The organism is Zoogloea sp. (genome assembly GCF_028689785.1).
In the GTDB taxonomy this organism is placed as follows: Bacteria; Pseudomonadota; Gammaproteobacteria; order Burkholderiales; family Rhodocyclaceae; genus Zoogloea.
On record NZ_JAQVCN010000080.1, the window covers coordinates 1 to 17,740 of the forward strand.

The 17,740-nt window shown below is 63.9% G+C and carries 16 protein-coding genes and 1 pseudogene; 9 read left to right on the forward strand and 8 right to left on the reverse strand.

Annotated elements, in window-relative coordinates; translation table 11 throughout:
* From PHI64_RS21375 to folB, 6 genes and pseudogenes are all read left to right on the forward strand, one after another.
* A pseudogene (locus PHI64_RS21375) lies at positions 1-703 on the forward strand (type III glutamate--ammonia ligase); the annotation flags it as partial.
* 125 nt (positions 704-828) lie between these two features.
* Positions 829-1,737 carry a class II glutamine amidotransferase gene (locus tag PHI64_RS21380; RefSeq protein ID WP_299887695.1) on the forward strand — a complete coding sequence of 303 codons (909 nt, stop codon included), beginning with the start codon at positions 829-831 and terminating at the stop codon, positions 1,735-1,737.
* The gene (locus PHI64_RS21385) at positions 1,725-2,414 is read left to right on the forward strand and encodes a protein glxC (RefSeq protein ID WP_299887698.1); all 690 of its coding nucleotides are present in this window, start codon (positions 1,725-1,727) and stop codon (positions 2,412-2,414) included. Before PHI64_RS21380 ends, PHI64_RS21385 begins: the two co-directional genes overlap by 13 nt.
* A gap of 41 nt (positions 2,415-2,455) precedes the next feature.
* Positions 2,456-3,817, forward strand: coding sequence for an FMN-binding glutamate synthase family protein (locus PHI64_RS21390; protein WP_299887702.1), 1,362 nt, complete (start codon positions 2,456-2,458; stop codon positions 3,815-3,817).
* Between the two features lie 287 nt (positions 3,818-4,104).
* Positions 4,105-5,010, forward strand: a complete 906-nt coding sequence (folD, locus tag PHI64_RS21395) for a bifunctional methylenetetrahydrofolate dehydrogenase/methenyltetrahydrofolate cyclohydrolase FolD (RefSeq protein ID WP_299887705.1) — start codon at positions 4,105-4,107, stop codon at positions 5,008-5,010.
* Between the two features lies 1 nt (position 5,011).
* Positions 5,012-5,398 (forward strand): dihydroneopterin aldolase, encoded by a 387-nt coding sequence (gene folB / locus PHI64_RS21400; RefSeq protein WP_299887707.1) that lies wholly within the window; start codon positions 5,012-5,014, stop codon positions 5,396-5,398.
* 153 nt (positions 5,399-5,551) lie between these two features.
* Here folB and ribA read toward each other — a convergent pair whose 3' ends face one another.
* Positions 5,552-6,214 (reverse strand): GTP cyclohydrolase II, encoded by a 663-nt coding sequence (ribA, locus tag PHI64_RS21405; protein ID WP_299887710.1) that lies wholly within the window; start codon positions 6,212-6,214, stop codon positions 5,552-5,554.
* 278 nt (positions 6,215-6,492) lie between these two features.
* Between ribA and PHI64_RS21410 the strand changes: the two genes are divergently transcribed.
* The 3 genes from PHI64_RS21410 (at position 6,493) to PHI64_RS21420 (ending at position 9,622) form a co-directional block, all read left to right on the forward strand.
* A complete protein-coding gene (locus tag PHI64_RS21410) occupies positions 6,493-6,855 on the forward strand; it encodes an XRE family transcriptional regulator (RefSeq protein WP_299887713.1) in 363 nt (120 codons plus the stop codon).
* Between the two features lies 1 nt (position 6,856).
* Positions 6,857-8,170 (forward strand): type II toxin-antitoxin system HipA family toxin, encoded by a 1,314-nt coding sequence (locus tag PHI64_RS21415; protein WP_299887715.1) that lies wholly within the window; start codon positions 6,857-6,859, stop codon positions 8,168-8,170.
* A gap of 363 nt (positions 8,171-8,533) precedes the next feature.
* A complete protein-coding gene (locus PHI64_RS21420; RefSeq protein ID WP_299887718.1) occupies positions 8,534-9,622 on the forward strand; it encodes a DNA cytosine methyltransferase in 1,089 nt (362 codons plus the stop codon).
* Here PHI64_RS21420 and PHI64_RS21425 read toward each other — a convergent pair.
* From PHI64_RS21425 to PHI64_RS21455, 7 genes are all read right to left on the reverse strand, one after another.
* Positions 9,583-10,335, reverse strand: a complete 753-nt coding sequence (locus PHI64_RS21425; protein WP_299887721.1) for an MAE_28990/MAE_18760 family HEPN-like nuclease — start codon at positions 10,333-10,335, stop codon at positions 9,583-9,585. The genes PHI64_RS21420 and PHI64_RS21425 overlap by 40 nt on opposite strands.
* Positions 10,332-11,528, reverse strand: a complete 1,197-nt coding sequence (locus PHI64_RS21430) for a DUF262 domain-containing protein (protein WP_299887724.1) — start codon at positions 11,526-11,528, stop codon at positions 10,332-10,334. The genes PHI64_RS21425 and PHI64_RS21430 overlap by 4 nt, the downstream gene beginning before the upstream one ends.
* 247 nt (positions 11,529-11,775) lie before the next feature.
* On the reverse strand, positions 11,776-12,888 hold the full coding sequence (locus PHI64_RS21435) for an NYN domain-containing protein (protein WP_299887727.1): 1,113 nt from the start codon (positions 12,886-12,888) through the stop codon (positions 11,776-11,778).
* Between the two features lie 144 nt (positions 12,889-13,032).
* Complete coding sequence (locus PHI64_RS21440) at positions 13,033-13,419, reverse strand: VOC family protein (RefSeq protein WP_299887730.1); 387 nt, start codon at positions 13,417-13,419, stop codon at positions 13,033-13,035.
* 208 nt (positions 13,420-13,627) lie between these two features.
* On the reverse strand, positions 13,628-14,668 hold the full coding sequence (locus PHI64_RS21445) for a nitronate monooxygenase (protein ID WP_299887733.1): 1,041 nt from the start codon (positions 14,666-14,668) through the stop codon (positions 13,628-13,630).
* A gap of 190 nt (positions 14,669-14,858) precedes the next feature.
* A complete protein-coding gene (locus PHI64_RS21450) occupies positions 14,859-16,853 on the reverse strand; it encodes a methyl-accepting chemotaxis protein (protein WP_299887735.1) in 1,995 nt (664 codons plus the stop codon).
* 93 nt (positions 16,854-16,946) lie between these two features.
* Positions 16,947-17,504, reverse strand: a complete 558-nt coding sequence (locus PHI64_RS21455; RefSeq protein ID WP_299887738.1) for a hypothetical protein — start codon at positions 17,502-17,504, stop codon at positions 16,947-16,949.
* Positions 17,505-17,740 lie beyond the last annotated feature (236 nt).

Here is a 17,740-nt window from a genome sequence, read left to right on the forward strand (position 1 = left end):
GTTCAAGATGGCCGCCTCGGAGATCGCCAACGACCTGGGCATGATCTGCTCCTTCATGCCCAAGCCCTTCGCCAACCGGCCGGGCAACGGCATGCACATCCACATGTCCATCGGTGACGGCAAGACCAACCTGTTTGCCGACAAGAGCGACAAACACGGCCTCGGCCTTTCCAAGCTGGCCTACCAGTTCCTGGGCGGCATTCTGGCCCACGCGCCGGCCCTGGCGGCCATCTGCGCCCCCACGGTCAACAGCTACAAGCGCCTGGTGGTGGGCCGCTCCCTCACCGGCGCCACCTGGGCCCCGGCCTACATCAGCTACGGCGACAACAACCGCTCGTCCATGGTGCGCATCCCCCATGGTCGCCTGGAGCTGCGCCTGCCCGACGGCGCCTGCAACCCCTACCTGGCCACCGCCGCTGTCATCGCTGCCGGCCTCGACGGCATCGAGCGCAACCTCGACCCGGGCGAGCCGCAGAACCAGAACCTCTATGCCCTCAGCCCCGAAGAGCTGAAGGCTGCCGGCATCGAGATCCTGCCCCAGAACCTCCACGAAGCCCTGCTCGCCCTGGAGAAGGACACCGTGCTGTGCAAGGCCCTCGGCCCCGTTGCCGGCGAGTTCCTGCGTCTCAAGCACATGGAATGGGTGGAGTACATGCGCCATGTGTCCGACTGGGAAATCAAGAACTACCTGGAATTTTTCTGATGCATCCCGTGGGGTCGAATTCATTCGACCTCGGACGCTGATCACCGTGTGGAAGGTCGAATGAATTCGACCCCACGGAGATCAGGGCAGCACCGAATCAAAGACTTAACGAAGGAGAAACAACCATGTGTGGAATCGTCGGATTGCTGGTGAAGACACCGGCCCTGCGTGAAAAACTCGGCGAGTTGATGGTGCCCATGCTCATCGGCATGACCGAGCGTGGCCCCGACTCAGCCGGCCTGGCGGTGTTCGGCAATCCCCTCGCCGAGACCGAACGCAAGATCAGCATCTACTCCGGCCTCACCGAAGACGGCGCCGACTTCAACTGGCTGGGCCTGGGCCACGCCCTCAAGGAACACCTGGGCGTCGCGGTCAGCATCGAGCCCAAGGGCAACCACGCCATCCTGAGCTTTGACGTGGCCCCGGCCATCATCAAGCGCTGGATCGCCGAGCATCACCCCAAGCTGCACATCCTCTCCACCGGCCGCAGCATCGACCTCTACAAAGACATCGGCACCCCGGCCGAAGTGGCGGCCCGCTACGGCTTTGCCGGCCTCACCGGCTCTCACCTGGTGGGCCACACCCGCATGGCCACCGAATCTGCCGTGACCCCCGACCGCGCCCACCCCTTCACGGCGGGTGAGGACTTCTGCCTGGTGCACAACGGCTCCCTGTCCAACCCCAACGGCATCCGCCGCATGCTCGAACCGCGGGGCATCCGCTTCGAGACCGACAACGACACCGAGGCCGCCTGCCGCTTCCTGGAATGGCGCCTGCGTGAAGGGGACGACCTGGAAACCGCCCTGCAGAAGGGCTTTGAAGAGCTGGACGGCTTCTTCACCTTCCTGATGGGCACCCCCGACAAGCTGGCCCTGATCCGCGACCCCTTCGCCTGCAAGCCGGCGGTGGTGGCCGAGACCGACGACTACGTGGCCATCGCCTCCGAGTTCCGTTCCCTGGCCCACCTGCCCGGCGTCAAGCACGCCAATGTTTTTGAACCTGCCCCCGAGGAGATGTACGTATGGAACGCCTGACCTTCGACCTGGCCGCACAGCCCCTGCGGGAGCTCAACACCTTCCTGCACACGGGTGCCAAGGAAGGCAAAGTCGGCCACGTGACCGTCCTCAACCCGGACGGCGCCCACAACATCGCGGTGGGTCTCGACTGCCCCATCGAAGTCGAAGTGGTCGGCCATGCCGGCTACTACGCCGGAGGCATGAACAAGGCTGCCACCGTCACCATCACCGGCAGCGCCGGCACCGGCGTGGCCGAGAACATGATGAGCGGCAAGGTGCACGTGAAGGGCTTTGCCAGCAACGGCGCCGGCGCCTCGGCCCACGGCGGCCTGCTGGTCATCGAGGGTGACGCCGGCCTGCGCTGCGGCATCTCCCTGAAGGGCGGCAACATCGTCGTCGGCGGCTCGGTGGGCAGCTTCTCGGCCTTCATGGCCCAGGCCGGCCGCATGGTGATCTGCGGCGATGCTGGCGACGCCCTGGGCGATTCGCTCTACGAGGCCGTGCTCTACGTGAAGGGTGAGGTCAAGTCCCTCGGCGCCGACGCCCAGTACGAAGAGATGAGCGCCGAGGACATCGCCGCGGTGGCCAGCCTGCTGGATCAGGCCGGCCTCGACCACGACCCCAAGGCCTTCAAGCGCATCGCCTCCAAGCGTTCCCTGTACCACTGGAACGCCGACGCCAACCAGGAATACTGAGCCCGCGGCTCGCGCCCACCCGGACTACCAAGGATACGATCATGGAAACCAAACCCGTGCAATTCAAGAACCTCTCCCGCGAGGAATCCTACGGCTTCGACCGCAAGACCCTCGACTACATCCGCAATGCTGCCGCCCACGGGTTGTACGAGATCCGCGGCATGGGCGCCAAGCGCAAGCTGCCCAACTTCGACGATCTCGTCTTTCTGGGTGCCTCCATGTCCCGCTATCCGCTGGAAGGCTACCGGGAGAAGTGCCTGACCAAGACCGTGCTCGGCACCCGCTTCGCCAAGAAGCCCATCGAGCTCGACATCCCCATCACCATTGCCGGCATGAGCTTCGGCGCCCTGTCCGCCAACGTGAAGGAGGCCCTGGGCCTAGCCGCCACCGAGATGGGCACCTCCACCACCACGGGTGATGGCGGCATGACCCAGGAAGAGCGCCGCTCCTCCAAGACCCTGATCTACCAGTGCCTGCCCTCCCGCTACGGCTTCAACCCGGACGACCTGCGCAAGGCCGACGCCATCGAGGTGGTGATCGGCCAGGGCGCCAAGCCGGGCGGCGGCGGCATGCTGCTGGGCCAGAAGGTGAACCCCCGCGTGGCCAAGATGCGCACCCTGCCCGAAGGCGTGGACCAGCGCTCCGCCTGCCGTCACCCGGACTGGACCGGCCCGGATGACCTGGCCATCAAGATCCAGGAGCTGCGCGAGATCACCGACTGGGAAAAGCCCATCTACGTGAAGGTCGGCGCCACCCGCACCTTCAACGACGTCAAGCTGGCCGTCCATTCCGGCGCCGACGTGGTGGTGGTGGACGGCATGCAGGGCGGCACCGCGGCCACCCAGACCTGCTTCATCGAGCATGTGGGCATCCCCACCCTGGCCGCCGTGCGCCAGGCCGTCAATGCCCTGGAAGACCTGGACATGAAGGGCAAGGTCCAGCTCATCGTCTCCGGCGGCATCCGCACCGGCGCCGACGTGGCCAAGGCCCTGGCCATGGGCGCCGACGCGGTGGCCATCGGCCAGGGCGTGCTGGTGGCCCTCGGCTGCAACGGCGAGACCTACTTCCAGAACGGCGCCCACCATGACGCCATCGCCGACTACAACGCCTTGGGCACCACCCCCGGGTTCTGCCACCACTGCCACACCGGCAAGTGCCCGGTAGGCATCACCACCCAGGACGCCATGCTGGAGCAGCGCCTGTCTCCGGCGATGGGGGCCAAGCACCTCAAGAACTACCTCAAGACCCTGAACATGGAACTCACCACCATCGCCCGGGCCTGCGGCAAGCAGAACGTGCATCACCTGGAACCGGAAGATCTGGTCGCCCTTACCATCGAAGCCGCCGCCATGGCCGGCGTACCCCTGGCCGGCACCAACTGGATCCCCGGCCGGGGCTTCTAAGCAAAGGCCGGCCGGGGATCGCGGTCTGTGGGGTCGAACTCATTCGACCATGGACTCCGATCACCGGCTGGCCGGCCTTCCACGCGCGGAGGTCGAATGAATTCGACCCCACAGGAGAGCCGGATCCCCCCGCGCCGCCTGAAGTCTTCCCCCGTGGGGTCGAATTCATTCGACCGCGGACGCTGATCACCGGCCGGCCCGCAACCCTGTTTCTCCCTCTCGCCCCGCAAGGCGTTTCACCGGGGCGGCTTTCGGGCCGCCCCGTTTTTTTGCAAGAGACTGAACCCATGACAGCCCAGATCATTGACGGCAAGGCCCTCTCGAAACAGCTGCGCGAAGGCTTCAAGGCCCGCGTCGGCGCCCTTGTGGCCCAGGGCGTCACCCCCGGCCTGGCGGTGATCCTGGTGGGCGACAACCCGGCCAGCCGGGTTTATGTGGGCAACAAGGTGAAGGCCTGCGAAGAGTGCGGCGTGCGTTCCTTTCACATCGCACTGCCGGGCGACACCTTAGAGTCGGAAGTCCTCGCCACCATCGCCCGTCTCAACGCCGACCCGGCCGTGCATGGCATCCTGATCCAGTTGCCTCTGCCGCCCCACATCGACGGGCGCAAGGTGCTGGAGGCCATCAGCGTGCACAAGGACGTGGACGGCTTCCACCTCTACAACGTCGGCGGGCTGGTGGTGGGCAACACCATCTTCCCGCCCTGTACCCCCTACGGCGTGCAGCTGCTGCTCGACACCACCGGCACCGACGTGGCCGGCAAGAACGTGGTGGTGGTGGGCGCCAGCAACATCGTCGGCAAGCCCATGGCCCTGATGCTGCTGCAGCGCGAAGCGACAGTGACGATCTGCCACGCCAAGACCCGCGACCTGGCCCAGCACACCATCCTCGCCGACATCCTCATCGTGGCTGCCGGCAAGCCCGGGCTGATCGTGCCGCAGATGGTCAAGCAGGGGGCCATCGTCATCGACGTGGGCATCAATCGCCTGGCCGATGGGCGCATCGTCGGCGATGTGGACTTCGACGGGGTGAAGGAGAAGGCCAGCTGGATCACCCCGGTGCCCGGTGGCGTGGGCCCGATGACGGTGACCATGCTGATCGAGAACACCCTGCGCTCGGCGGAGCGCGCCCTGCGCATGCGCCAGACCGACGACTACCAGGACTGGGAAGCCCCGGTGCTGAAGGGGCACTGACATGGACGACTGCCTCATCGGCCTCGAAGGCCTGCGCCTGCAAGCCTCCATCGGCATCTACGCCCACGAGCTGGCCGCCCTCCAGCCCCTCGACATCGACCTGCGCCTCGCCATCGACGGCACCCTGGCGGGCCGCAGCGACGACATCCGCCACACCGTGGACTACGACCAGGTGGTGAGCGCCCTCGAAGAACTCCTCGCCAGCCGCCACTTCAAGCTGCTCGAACACCTCAGCCAGGCCATGCTCGACGTGCTCGGCCAGCGTTTCCCCATCAAACGTGCCGAGATCACCCTGGCCAAACCCCTCGCCGTCCCCAAGGCCCGCCGCGTGTCGGTGACCCGCAGCGCCGAGTGGAAGCGCGAGGCGGTGAAGGTGGTGGCGGGCTAGGCTCTGCCCGGGAAGGCCCACCTCCGTGGGGTCGGAGCCTCCGGAAAGCCCCGGTCGGCGCTGAGTCTGTGTTTGTTTCAGAGAGGAAAACTGGGGAAAGCAGGATGAATCCGACCAATCCGGGGGCGGGAGCGTGCTGCCTTTTGCCGGGTACTACTTGGTTTTTCCGGGGCCCGGCACGTCCGGCAGGGCGTGCCCCATGCGCTGGCGCTTGGCGCGGATGTAGCCGATGGAGTGGGTGTTGGGGGTGGTGATCACCGGCAGGCAGCCGTCGATCTTCACCCCCAGCCCGGTGAGCTTGGCGAGCTTGTCCGGGTTGTTGGTCATCAGGCGGATGCTGGGCACGCCGAAGTGGGCCAGCATCTCCGGCACCATCTCGTAGGAGCGGGCATCGTCGGGCAGGCCGAGGAGGCGGTTGGCGTCCACCGTGTCGTGCCCCTGGGACTGGAGCTGATAGGCCATCACCTTGTTGGCCAGGCCGATGCCCCGCCCTTCCTGGCGCAGATACAGCACGATGCCAGCCCCCAGCCGGACGATCTCCGACAGGGCCAGGTCGAGCTGGTCGCGGCAGTCACATTTGAGCGAGCCGAACACCTCGCCGGTGAGGCATTCGGAATGAACCCGCACCGGCAGCCCGGCCACCCCTTCCGTCGCGCCATACACCAGGGCCACATGCTCCTGGAAGCCCTGGCTCGCCGACGGGACGGTGGTGCGGAAAACGTGCATGGAGAACACCCCATGGGTGGTCGGCAGCTCGGTGGAAGCCAGCCATTCGGAGTGGCGGTATGACTCGGTGGGGGGGGCGGTGGTGGGCATGAGCATGTTGTTACAAGGGCGGTGATCCGAAGGCCAATGCGCGTAAGGAAAAGCGCTAGGCCGAGGATGGAGGTTTACCACGAGCGCGCGGGTGTAACAACGCTAAAACGGTCATCGGGCGGCACATCCTGATGCATTGAGCCCATTGCAGACAGACAGTTCCGTGAAAGACTGACGCACGGGGCCAGGCCTGGGCGACTCGCCGACGCAGCAAGAAGACGAGACAAATATAAATATAGATATTTACGTAAGTGCCTGTTGAACTACAATCTATATGTATGCCAAAAACCGCTCGTGCTCTCCTGCAGTTACCGCCGGCCACGGCCGCCGCCATTGAAAAGCTGGGCGCAGACCTCGCGGTGGCCCGCCTGCGCCGAAAGGAATCCCTGAAGACCTGGGCGAAGCGCATGGGCGTCTCGGTGCCCACGCTGCAGCGGCTCGAAGCCGGCGACCCCGCCGTGGGGATCGGCATCGTCGCCACCGCCCTCTGGCTGATCCAGCGTGACGGCGAACTCGGGGCACTCGCCACGCCCGAACACGACCGGGGCGCCATCGAGATGGATGTGCGTGCGGCAGTGGAGCTGGGGCGCAAACGCGCCCAGGCTTCCGCGGAAGCCCGCATGCAGCGGGTGAAAGACTGAGATGCGTCTGGACGAGCTGTTCCTGTGGTATCTGGGCGACCCTGCCACCCCGCGCCATGTCGGCGCACTGAGGCTGGTCGCTGCCGGAAAGGGCGTCTCCTTGCGCTACGGGGAGGCATGGCTGGTCGATGGGTTTGCGTTGAGCGAGGACCTCCCCCTCGTCGACATCGAACACCTGCCCCCGGGCCGCCTGGCGGCCGATACCCAGCGTGCGGTCGGTGCAGTGGACGATGCACGGCCGGACCGCTGGGGAGAGAAGGTCATCCGCTTCCTGGACAAGCCCGGGCGCCTCTCCCTCATGGAGTATCTCTACTACGCGGGTGACGACCGATTTGGCGCGCTCGGCGTTTCCCGGTCGTCCATCTCCTACATCCCGCGCGCAGGGAGCCCGCTGCCGCGACTCGACGACGCGCAGCGGCTGAGCGAGGTGGCCGCTAAGATCGAAGCCGCAGAGCCCATCAGCGCCATGGAGGCGAAGATCATTCGCGCCGGTGGCAGCCTCGGTGGCGCAAAGCCCAAGGCCCTCATCGACATCGGTGGCGAGCAGTGGGTCATCAAGTTCTTCAACGGCGAGCCCGTGGACACGCCGCTCATCGAGCACGCGACGATGACGCTTGCCGAGCGTGCAGGCATCACCGTGGCAAGAACGCAGATCATCCCCCTTGCGGGCGCCCACGCCCTCGCGATCCGCCGCTTCGACCGGGAGCAAGGCCGGCGGATTCACGCCATCTCGGCAGGCACCGCCATCCGTGCAGCCACCCCGTCCGGCGAGGAGCCCGAGTTGGGTTACCCCGAACTCGCCCGGATCCTGCGTCGGGTGGGCATCACCCAGGACGACACCCATCAGCGCGACGCCCGTGAACTCTTCCGTCGGATGGTCTTCAATATCCTGGTTGACAACACCGACGATCACGAAAAGAACCACGCCCTGCTGGTTGTGGACCTGCACCGGAATGGCCGCCTGAAACTGGCGCCGGCCTACGACGTGCTACCGAGCAATTCGGGGCAGGGCTTCCAGGAGTTCATCTGCGGCAGCCATGGCCGCGATTCGACGCTCGACAATGCCATGTCTCAGTGCGCCGCCTTCGGCCTGCTCCCCGCCGAAGCCGCGGCCGAAGTTGCCGCCGTAATCGAGGTTGTTAACACTTGGCAGGCGCACTTCGCCCGGGTCGGTGTGAGCGCGTGGGACATCGACAGCCTGGCCGAGCGTATCGATGGCGAACACCTCCTTGCTCAGCGCACTGGTTTTAACCCGGCCCAGTTCAAGGAGGCGTCGGCCAGGAAAAAGCGAACAAGCCTGTTCCGACGGCCCTGACACCATTCAGCGGCAGTCTGCGCTGTACCTCTGCTCGAGATTTGCCAGGGCGCGTTACATGCCCACGTCCTGAGGCCGCGTCGCCGCCCGCTGCCGATCGCGCTCCAGCCGCTCGACGAGGCGCTCGCAGGCCGCCTCCTGCGTAGTGCGTCGCGGATTGGTAATACTGTGGTCCGTCCCCTGATTCCCATGGTGCTGGAGGCTAGTCATTGGAGCTGGACCTCAAGCATCTCCATCATGCTGAATCGGTGTATTGGGGATCCTAGATCCTTCATCTGGCTTGAGTTAGGCTTTCAATGCATCCAAAATTGTGTCGCTAAACCGCCTTCTACTTGAAAGTACATGCGAAAATATTGAGCTCAGATGTCAGCAGAAATTAGTTCTAATGTGATTGGTGTCAATCGTATTGAAGGGGTTGACCTCTTTTGTGGCGCCGGTGGCCTGTCGTGCGGGCTTGCGGCCCAAGGGATTCGTGTGGTTGCAGGAATCGACGTGGACCCGGCGTGTCAGTATCCTTATGAAGCCAACCACGAAGGTGCCAAGTTTCTGCTGCGGGATGTCACAGAAGTTAGCGGCGAAGAGCTGAATGCGCTGTGGTCACCAGGCGTCGTGCGGCTCTTGGCCGGGTGTGCGCCATGTCAGCCGTTTTCTAGCTACGCCAACACCGCCACAGTCGACAAAGCCAAGTGGCGTTTGCTACAGGAGTTTGCTCGTCTGATAGACGAAAGCCGGCCTGATCTGGTCACCATGGAAAATGTACCGCGTCTGCAAAAGGCGCGGCCTTTTAAGGACTTCCTACGCGCCTTGAAGCGGGGGGAGTATCAGGTAGCCTACGCAGTGGTTAACGCTGCTGACTACGGTGCGCCGCAGCAGCGAAAACGGCTTGTGTTGGTAGCCTCAAGACTCGGCCCGGTGGCTATACCGGAGCCAACCCACAAGGGGGCGGAGAACTGGGTTACGGTACGTCAGGCCGTCGGACACCTCAAGAAACTCAAGGATGGTCAAGCCTGTGAGAGTGACCCACTGCACATTGCTTCGACCCTTTCAGAGCTGAATCGTGCGCGCATTCGAGTCAGTGTGCCTGGTGGTACATGGCGAGATTGGCCGGATCATCTGGTGGCTGCCTGCCATCAGCGGGAAAGCGGAAAGCACTCCGCCGGTGTGTACGGTCGCATGGAGTGGGACAAGCCAGCACCGACCATGACGACTCTGTGCAACGGTTACGGCAACGGCCGTTTTGGACACCCTGAGCAGCACCGTGGCATCTCCCTGCGCGAGGCTGCAATTTTTCAATCGTTTCCAGAGACCTACCGCTTTACTCCGGAAACCGAGGGCGTGTCCATCAGGAGGGTAGCCAGGCTAATTGGCAACGCGGTTCCCCCCAAGCTGGGAGAGGCGGTGGCCAAGGCCCTTTACGCTTCGGTGTCGGCTGCGGCAGGAGCGGGCGGCTGAGCTAGGTAGCGCTGGTCACGTAAATATTTGTCGACCTCGGCAGTAATGCTGTGCAGTGTGTTAAACACAGCTAAAGAGTCAGCTTCCAAGGTCTCGACCGAAAGGTCTCGGCCAAGGTCGGTGAAGCTCGTCTCCCCGTGTGCCAGCAAGTTTCGCTTTTTTTTGACTACCTGAAGAGCCGGACTCGTCAGGTGACTAGGTGGCCTATCGTCTGGCGTTGGAGCTACCACGCCAAACTTTCTTAGCTGTTTGTAGAACATAAGGCCGTCAACGCTGCCAGAGATGCCGTCGATCCGCTTGTCCTTGGCAGAGGTCCGTCCTTGCCAGTCTGTAATCCAATAGGAGAACAGGCTTTGGTGAAGCGGGGCCGCAGACTTAAGCACCGTCGTGTTTTTGTCCGTCTTGACGGTTTTCAGTACGACCCTTAGCAACTCACCATTGAGGGCATCCGCGCTGGAGCAGTTGTTGCCGATCACCTCGTGCATCTCGTCGAGCAACTGGATTAGCGTCGCCTCCGTGGCGCTGTACAACAGCAAGACAAGATTGGCCTTGAGCGTGTGAGTGAGCTCCTGAGATAGCGGAAGAACTACTGCGCCGTCTTTGGCTTTTAGCACGGCGCGTCGTTCAACTGCGACCTTAAGAAATTTCAAGTAGGCAGTTACTTCAATGCTTCGATCGCTCAGGAGTGATTCGGTCAGCGGAACCTGCCTCATGAGAAGAGCCCCAGTTGGTTCACGTTGCCTTCTTCCTCAGGTGGATCCGGCGGCGAGTCGGCGTTAGCGCTATTCTCTACCTTGGCGGTGTCGGGGTCCTCTTCGAATGCCTTGCCCAGCAGATTGTCACGGACGTAGTGGATGCGGTTGACAAGCTTTGGTCGGGAGTTGCTGGCATCTGAGCGGGTGTGTTTGATGAATTCAATGCTGTCTAGCCATTGGTCTATGTTGCCAGGAGCTAGATCTGGCTTTTCCCGTAGAGCAAGAGATACACCAACGGCAATTGCTTCAAAGCGGATGCGAGGAACCGTCTTGTAGCTGGTTCGCTTGAAACCATTGGGAAAGTGCTGATGGACAAAGTCAAGCATCCGGACGAATTCCTGCAACATCGCCTGCTTGTCGGCCTCAAGGAGGCTCCCGTTCTTGCTCTTGAGATAGTCGGTTAAGAAATCGTCGACACTCTTCTGAAAGCCTTGGTAGTTGTTGAGATAGGCGAAATACCGCAGAACAAATTCTTCGTATTCTTTGCGATTTGCGTTGCGCTCACTCAGCGGAACGAGTGCTTTGAACTGCTCGTTGGCTGCGCACTCGGTGATGAACGTCATGAATGGTCCGTCGACTACGCCGCGCCGGATTTCCATTGTCGTGAGGCGTGTTCCGCCCGAGTTCAGGCGGTCGAACATTTCACGACGTGCGTCCTCATCAGCCTTTTCGGTAAGCTCAATGACGCGAACGGTCGTGCGCTTGAATCGCATTTGCCGCGGCTTACTGAGGTCGGAAAACCGCATGCCTGTGGCCTGTGTGAGCTTCTTGAGACCAACCAATTCAAGCTTGTTGGAAAGGAAGTTGTCTAGGGTTCTGATACGCTGAGACCCGTCGATGATCTCCAAGGCGCCTTCCCGATCGCCTTGTCCAACATCAGCGGCAAAGATGAAGGGTACCGGAAGCTTAATAAGGATTGACTCAATGAAGCGGGACTGTTGCTTGGGTGTCCAGACCATGTCCCGCTGGTAATCGGGAATAAAAATTTCCGATTCGTCTGTCTCGCGTCCGCTGGTGAATTTCTCCACTAGCACACCGATGGGCCACTCTTTGATCTCGTAATCTGTGATCTTCTGCAATTCCTCTATTTGTTGGTCAACGAGGACTGCACGCTCGCTGTCGGCCAACATAAGTTGCACTTCATCCGCCATGATTATCCTTTGAGAAAAATGCTATGTGCCTGATTGGTCAAGGTGGGCTTGAAATTTGCGGAGGTTCAAGGCTGTTATTGTGCAGCAGACTTGGAGGATGTTCGTCCCTAGAATGTCGCTAGCCAATCGGATTGTCGTGTGGGGAAGATTAAGCAACAGCACAAGATTTAAGGTCCTAGCGCCGTAGATTAAGAAAGAATGAATATTCATATTGGGCGGTGGCTCTTCACTTCATCCCGGATACTCCTCACCCCTTCCCCCTACACCAAGCCCCCATCCCACTCCCCCGCATCTCCACCTTCCCCGTTGCCTTCAGCGCATTCGTCAGCGTGGAATGCCCCGATCCCTTGATGCTTTTCCCCATTGCCTTGAACTGCATTCCGATTGCCGCAATCGGCGCCCAGCCATTTTCCGTCGTTGCCAGTTTCACCGCCTGCAGCAGCGCCTGCGTAATCGCGCTATCAAGCCCAGCCTTGGTTTGAGGCTGCGCCACCGCCTTGGTCACTTTGGTGGCTTTAGGTACAGCTTTCGGCACTACGAAATCCTTCGCCCGGCAGAAATAGGTATGCCCCTTCTTGTGCGGGCGATTCTCCAGATCGAAGGCTTTGGTCTTTTCAATCAGATCCAGATCACTGCTGCAGCCAAATAGCGGCGGCTTGAATTCCGGCTGGCTGCTGCGGATCTTCGAAAAGAGCTTAACCACCATCACCCATCCGTTTTCCGCTTCCATGCCGCGGTAGGCGTCACGCAGGGCGGCTGAGGCCTGGGGCAGGGGGCGGTGGGCTGTGGGGGTGGGTTTCGCGGGGGTTGGGGGTTTAGGCGCCGAGGGGGGCGGCGCTGGGGCGACGGGGGCGGCCGGGGCCACAGCCGCGGGAGGTGTTTCGGCCGGCACGCCGCGGGTGGCGATCACTTCCAGCGGTGAGGTCGTCAGCTCTTCCACATGGTTGAAGCGGTCGCAGGCGTTCACGAAGGCTTTTGGGGTTTGCTTTTCGCCAAAGCCAAAGACCATCAGCCCGTCTTCGCGGATGCGTGTGGCCAGGCGGGTGAAGTCGCTGTCGCTGCTCACCAGGCAGAAGCCGTCGAAGCGCCGGGAGTGGAGCAGGTCCATGGCGTCGATGATGAGGGCGCTGTCGCTGGCGTTTTTGCCGGTGGTGTTGCGGTATTGCTGGATGGGGTGGATGGCGTGTTCGGAGAGCTTGAGGCGCCAGCCGGCCAGGTGGGGGGTGGTGAAGTCGCCGTAGATGCGCCGCACCGTCACGCGGCCCAGGCGGGCGATGGCGTCGAGGATGGGCGTGAGGGTGTCGAGGCGGACGTTGTCGGCGTCGATGAGCACGGCGAGGGACTGGAGTTCGTGCTTCATCGGGTGATGACGCAGTTCTTTTTATTGGACGGGAATAGACAGGATGTTGCCACCGGAGACGGTGGCGGGAACAGTGATGCGGTGCACTCGGGGTGGGTGCGGTATTTCCGTGCAGGGCCGCAGCGGGGGGCTGCGGCCGGGGGTTCAGGCCATCGAATGCAGCCCGATCATGTTGCCTTCGGTATCCACGGCCAGGGCGATGAAGCCGTAGTGGCCAATGGCGAACTTGTCGCGCTGGATTTCTCCGCCGGCGGGGACGACGCGGGCGGCTTCCACGGCGCAGTCGGCGCAGTGGAAGTACACCAGCACGCTGTTGCCGCCGCTGCGGAAGCCGGGCATGCGCACCAGGGCGCCGGCGGCGCCGTAGGCGTTGTCCTGCATGGGGAAGGCCCACATTTCCAGGGTGGGGCTGGCGGGGTCTTCGGGGGTTTCGAGGCGGGTCAGGGGGGCGCCGAATACGGTTTCGTAGAAGGCCCTGGCGCGGGGCATGTCGTCCACGTAGATCTCGAACCAGCCGACGGGGTTGTTCATGGTGGGGTCTCCTTGGCGTTGGCGTTGGCGTTGGCGTTGGGGTGGGGCCGGTGTTGTCGGGCCGTCACTCCCAAGCATAGGCAAGCTGGCACAGCATGCATGTTCCGTGGGGTCGAATTTATTCGACCGCGGACTTGTGATCACCGGCATGTCGATGCTTTGGGGTGTCGAGGTCGAATGAATTCGACCCCACGGGGGGCGCTGCGTTCTACCTGGCTGGGCCGCTGAGCGCCCGGGTGAGTTCGTCGGCGCTGATCTCCCGGCAGCCCAGGGGGTTCTGCCCGCACCACAGGGGCGAGAAGTCTGTGTTGCCCTGGCTTTCGGCGGCGGCGCGCAGGGGGGCGACGGCGGAGGTGGCGAGGGGAAAGGCGGGGGCCAGAGGGTTGAGGGGGCCGAGTTCGCGCATGAAGCGATTGACGATGCCCCGTGCCGGCCGGCCGGTGAACAGGCGGGTGAGGGCGGTGTGGCCGGCCTCGGGGCTTTGCAGGGCGGCCCGGTGGAGGGGGCTGGTGGTGGCTTCGGGGCACAGCATGTAGGCGGTGCCCACCTGCACGCCGGCTGCGCCCAGGGCCAGGGCGGCGGCCACGCCGGTGGCGTCGGCAATGCCGCCGGCGGCAATCACCGGGACGCGCACGGCGCTGACGATGCGCGGCAGCAGGGCGAAGGTGCCGGTCTGGGTGCTGAGGTCGTCATTGAGGAAGATGCCCCGGTGGCCGCCGGCCTCAAGCCCTTGGGCGATGATGGCGTCGGCGCCGTGGGCTTCGAGCCAGAGGGCTTCTTCCACGGTGGTGGCGGATGACAGCACGTGGGCGCCCCAGCTTTTGACGCGGGCCAGCAGCGCGGGGGCGGGTAGGCCGAAGTGGAAGCTCACCACTGGGGGCCGGAAGGGGGCGATGGCGTCGGCCAGCTCGGCGCTGAAGGGGCTGCGGCCGGGGCCGCTAGGGATGCCCTGGGGGTCGATGCCGAACTCCCGGTAGTAGGGGACGAGGGCGGCGCGCCAGGCGGCTTCGCGCTCGGCGTCGGGCTGCGGCGGGGTGTGGCAGAAGAAGTTGACGTTGAAGGGGCGGTCGGTGGCGGCCCGGATGGCGCCGATCTCCCGGGCCAGGGTGTCGGCGGTGAGCATGGCGCCGGGCAGGGAGCCCAGGCCGCCGGCCTGGCTGACGGCGATGGCCAGGGCGCTACCCTGCACGCCCGCCATGGGGGCCTGGATGATGGGCAGGTCGATGCCGAAGAGTTCGGTGATGGACATGGCGGGGCCGTTCCGGGTGTTGGCGTGGGCGACCATTGTGCCGGGGTCGGGCGCGGGGTGGGAGATCGGCGCAGCCCCGTGGGGTCGAATTCATTCGACCTCGGCACGTCGATCATCGCCATGCCGCTCACCATCGTCCGCGGTCGAATGAATTCGGCCCCATGGAAGACGCCGGCCCCTCGGATGTAACTCAGAGCTTGAAGCGCCCCACCAGGTCGCCCAGCCGGCCGGAGGCATGGTCGAGCTGGACGATGGTGCCGGAGGCGTTCTGGATGGCGTCGTCGGTGCTGGTGACCATGTTGGAGGTGACTTCCACCGAGCGCGCCAGGGCGGTGGTGGCGGCGGACTGTTCGCGGGTGGCTTCGGCGATCTCGCGCACCCGCAGGGCGGCGGCCTCCATGCTGGCTTCGATGGCGGCGATCTCCCGGGCCACGGCGGCCGCGTTGGCGATGCCGGATTCGACTTCGTTGCGGGTGCCGGTCATGCCGGCCACGGCCTGTTCGGTGTCGTGGTGCATGGAGTCGATGGTGGAGCGGATCTCCAGGGTGGCGCTGCCGGTGCGTTCGGCCAGTTTGCGCACCTCGTCGGCCACCACGGCAAAACCGCGGCCCTGTTCGCCGGCACGGGCGGCTTCGATGGCGGCGTTGAGGGCCAGCAGGTTGGTCTGGTCGGCCACCTCGCGGATCACCTGCACCACCCCGGCCACCTGCTGGGAGCGGGCCGACAGCTCGCCGAGGGAGCCAGCCAGACGTTCGATGGTGGTGCCGATGTTGCGCATCTGGGTTTCCATGGCGTTCACTGCCTCGGCGCTGCGCCGGGATTGTTCGCGGGTGGCCAGCATGGCCTCGTCGGCTTCCCGGGCGTGGTCGGCAATGTGGCCGCTGGAAACGGTGATCTCTTCGATGGTGGCGGCGTTCTCGCTGGTGGTGTCGGCCACGGTGCGGGAGCTTCGGGCCACCTGCTCGGTGGAGCGATTGACGTCGCGCAGGCCCTGGGCCAAGGCCTGGCTCTCGTCGCGCACGTCGCGGAACATGCTGTGCAGGCGGTCGAGGAAGGTGTTGAGGGATGCGGCGGTGCGGCCCAGCTCGTCGGCCCGGTCGATCGCCACCCGGCGGGTCAGGTCGGCGTCGCCGCTGCTCAGCTCACTCATGGCCCTGGAGAGCTGGGCAAGGGGGCGGGTGAGGGCGGTGAGCAGGCCGAACAGCACCGCGGTGATCAGGCCGGCACTCACCAGACCAAGCAGGATGGCCGTGGTGCGCAGGGATTCTGCCGAGCCGATGATGGCCTCGGTGGGCACCGAGACCACGGTGGCCCAGGGGGTTTCGGGGCCCTGGATACGGGTCGGTTCGAGGAAGTTGACCGTGCTGCCGTCGGTCCAGCGCAGGGGGGTGCCGGCCTTGAGGGCGGCAAGGGCGTCGGCCGGCAGGCTGGCGGGCTTGCCCAGCTGGGCGGCGTCGGGGTGGGAGACGACCAGGCCGGAGGCGGAATACAAGGCCACATGCCCGGCCTGCAGCGGGCGGATGGCAGCGAGTTCTTTCTGTAGGGTGTCGAGGGCGATGTCCACCCCCGCTATGCCCTGAAAGCGGCCGTTTCTGAGGACGGGCTGCACCAGGGATGTGATCAGTACCTGCTTGCCGTTGAGGGTGTAGAAGTAGGGGTCGATGAGTTGGGGTTTGTTGCTGCGCTGGGTGAGGATGTAATAGTCGCCGGCGCCCTCCTTGGTGTAGTTCACCAGAGGTTCAAGGGTTGGCTGGCCGCCGCCCCGGTGCCAGTAGGGCACGAAGCGGCCGGTGCTGTCGTGGCCTTCCTTGCCGGCATGGCGGGCGTCGTCGTTGTCGAAGGCGTTGGGCTCCCAGCCGGTGTAGATGCCAAGAATCTCCGGGCGGCCTTCGAGGCTGTGGCGCAGCAGCGCGTTGATGGCGCTCCGGCTGCGCATTTCGGTGCCATTCAGGCCTTCCAGGTCCAGGGCGAGGCTGTGGGCCACCGACATGGCGTTGTCCAGGCGCAGACGCACTCTGGCGGCGGCATCCAGGGCCTCGGCCTGGGCAAGGGCTTCACCCTGGGCGTAGGTGGCGGTGTAGCTCTTGTAGGTGACGATGCCCAGGGTGACGGAAAAACCCAGGGCGACGGTAACGACAGTTGCAGTGATCAGCTTGGTCCGAAGACCCATGGTTTGCCAGCTCATTTAGCATCTGGAAATAAAGTTGAATCCTATTGATCTACGTCAAATAGGGGTCAATCTTTAGCGCCAAATGGCGTGCCCGGTCGCCAGCGGGTTTCAGGGTACGGGCTTGAGGGATTCGCCGATGCCTTGCAGTGGGCCGAGGGGGTTGCGGCGCAGCTCGGTCTCCTCGATACGCGGGCGGCCGCTCCACTGTTTGAACACCACCTGGTTGTCGATCACCACGATCAGCGCGCCGAATTTCCAGCCGGTGGTCAGGGTGTCGCGCTTGAAGTTGAGAAAGTCGAGGGTGAAGTTGCCCACCCGGTTGCGCTCGATGCGGCTCGGTTCCATGAAGTAGCCCACGCAGCCCTCCTGGGCCTTCATGCAGTCCAGAATGCCCGGCGGAATCGTCGCCCTATCCTGCAGGGGCGAAGGCAACACGGCGCGCACCACCTGGGAGTGGTTGAGGATCTGCATGTTAGGCGTCTTGTAGGGGTCGAAGCCCAGCTTGCGCACGGTGTCCATGTCGGTGGCGTAGGGCACGATTTCGTCGAAGCTCTTCTTCGCCTGGTCAAAATCGTTCCAGGGGTTGTTCACATCCTGGCGGGAGGTGGGCAGCAGGCTGGCGCACCCGGCCAGCAGGCTCGTGGCAAGAAACACCGGAACTTTCATGGCAAGCCATCCTTTCTTCGGTGTGACGTGCAGCTTGGACAGCATCCGTGGGGTCGAATTCATTCGACCGCGGACTTCGGGCGGCGGCATGTCGATGGGCCAGCGTGCGGAGGTCAATGAGATGGACTCCTCCCTCCTTCAACGGCTTCGATGAGCCAGACTGGGAAGTGTCACCCCCCGGTCAATCAGAAAGAAGGAGTCCGTCATGAAGATTACGCGCATTGGCCTTGATCTGG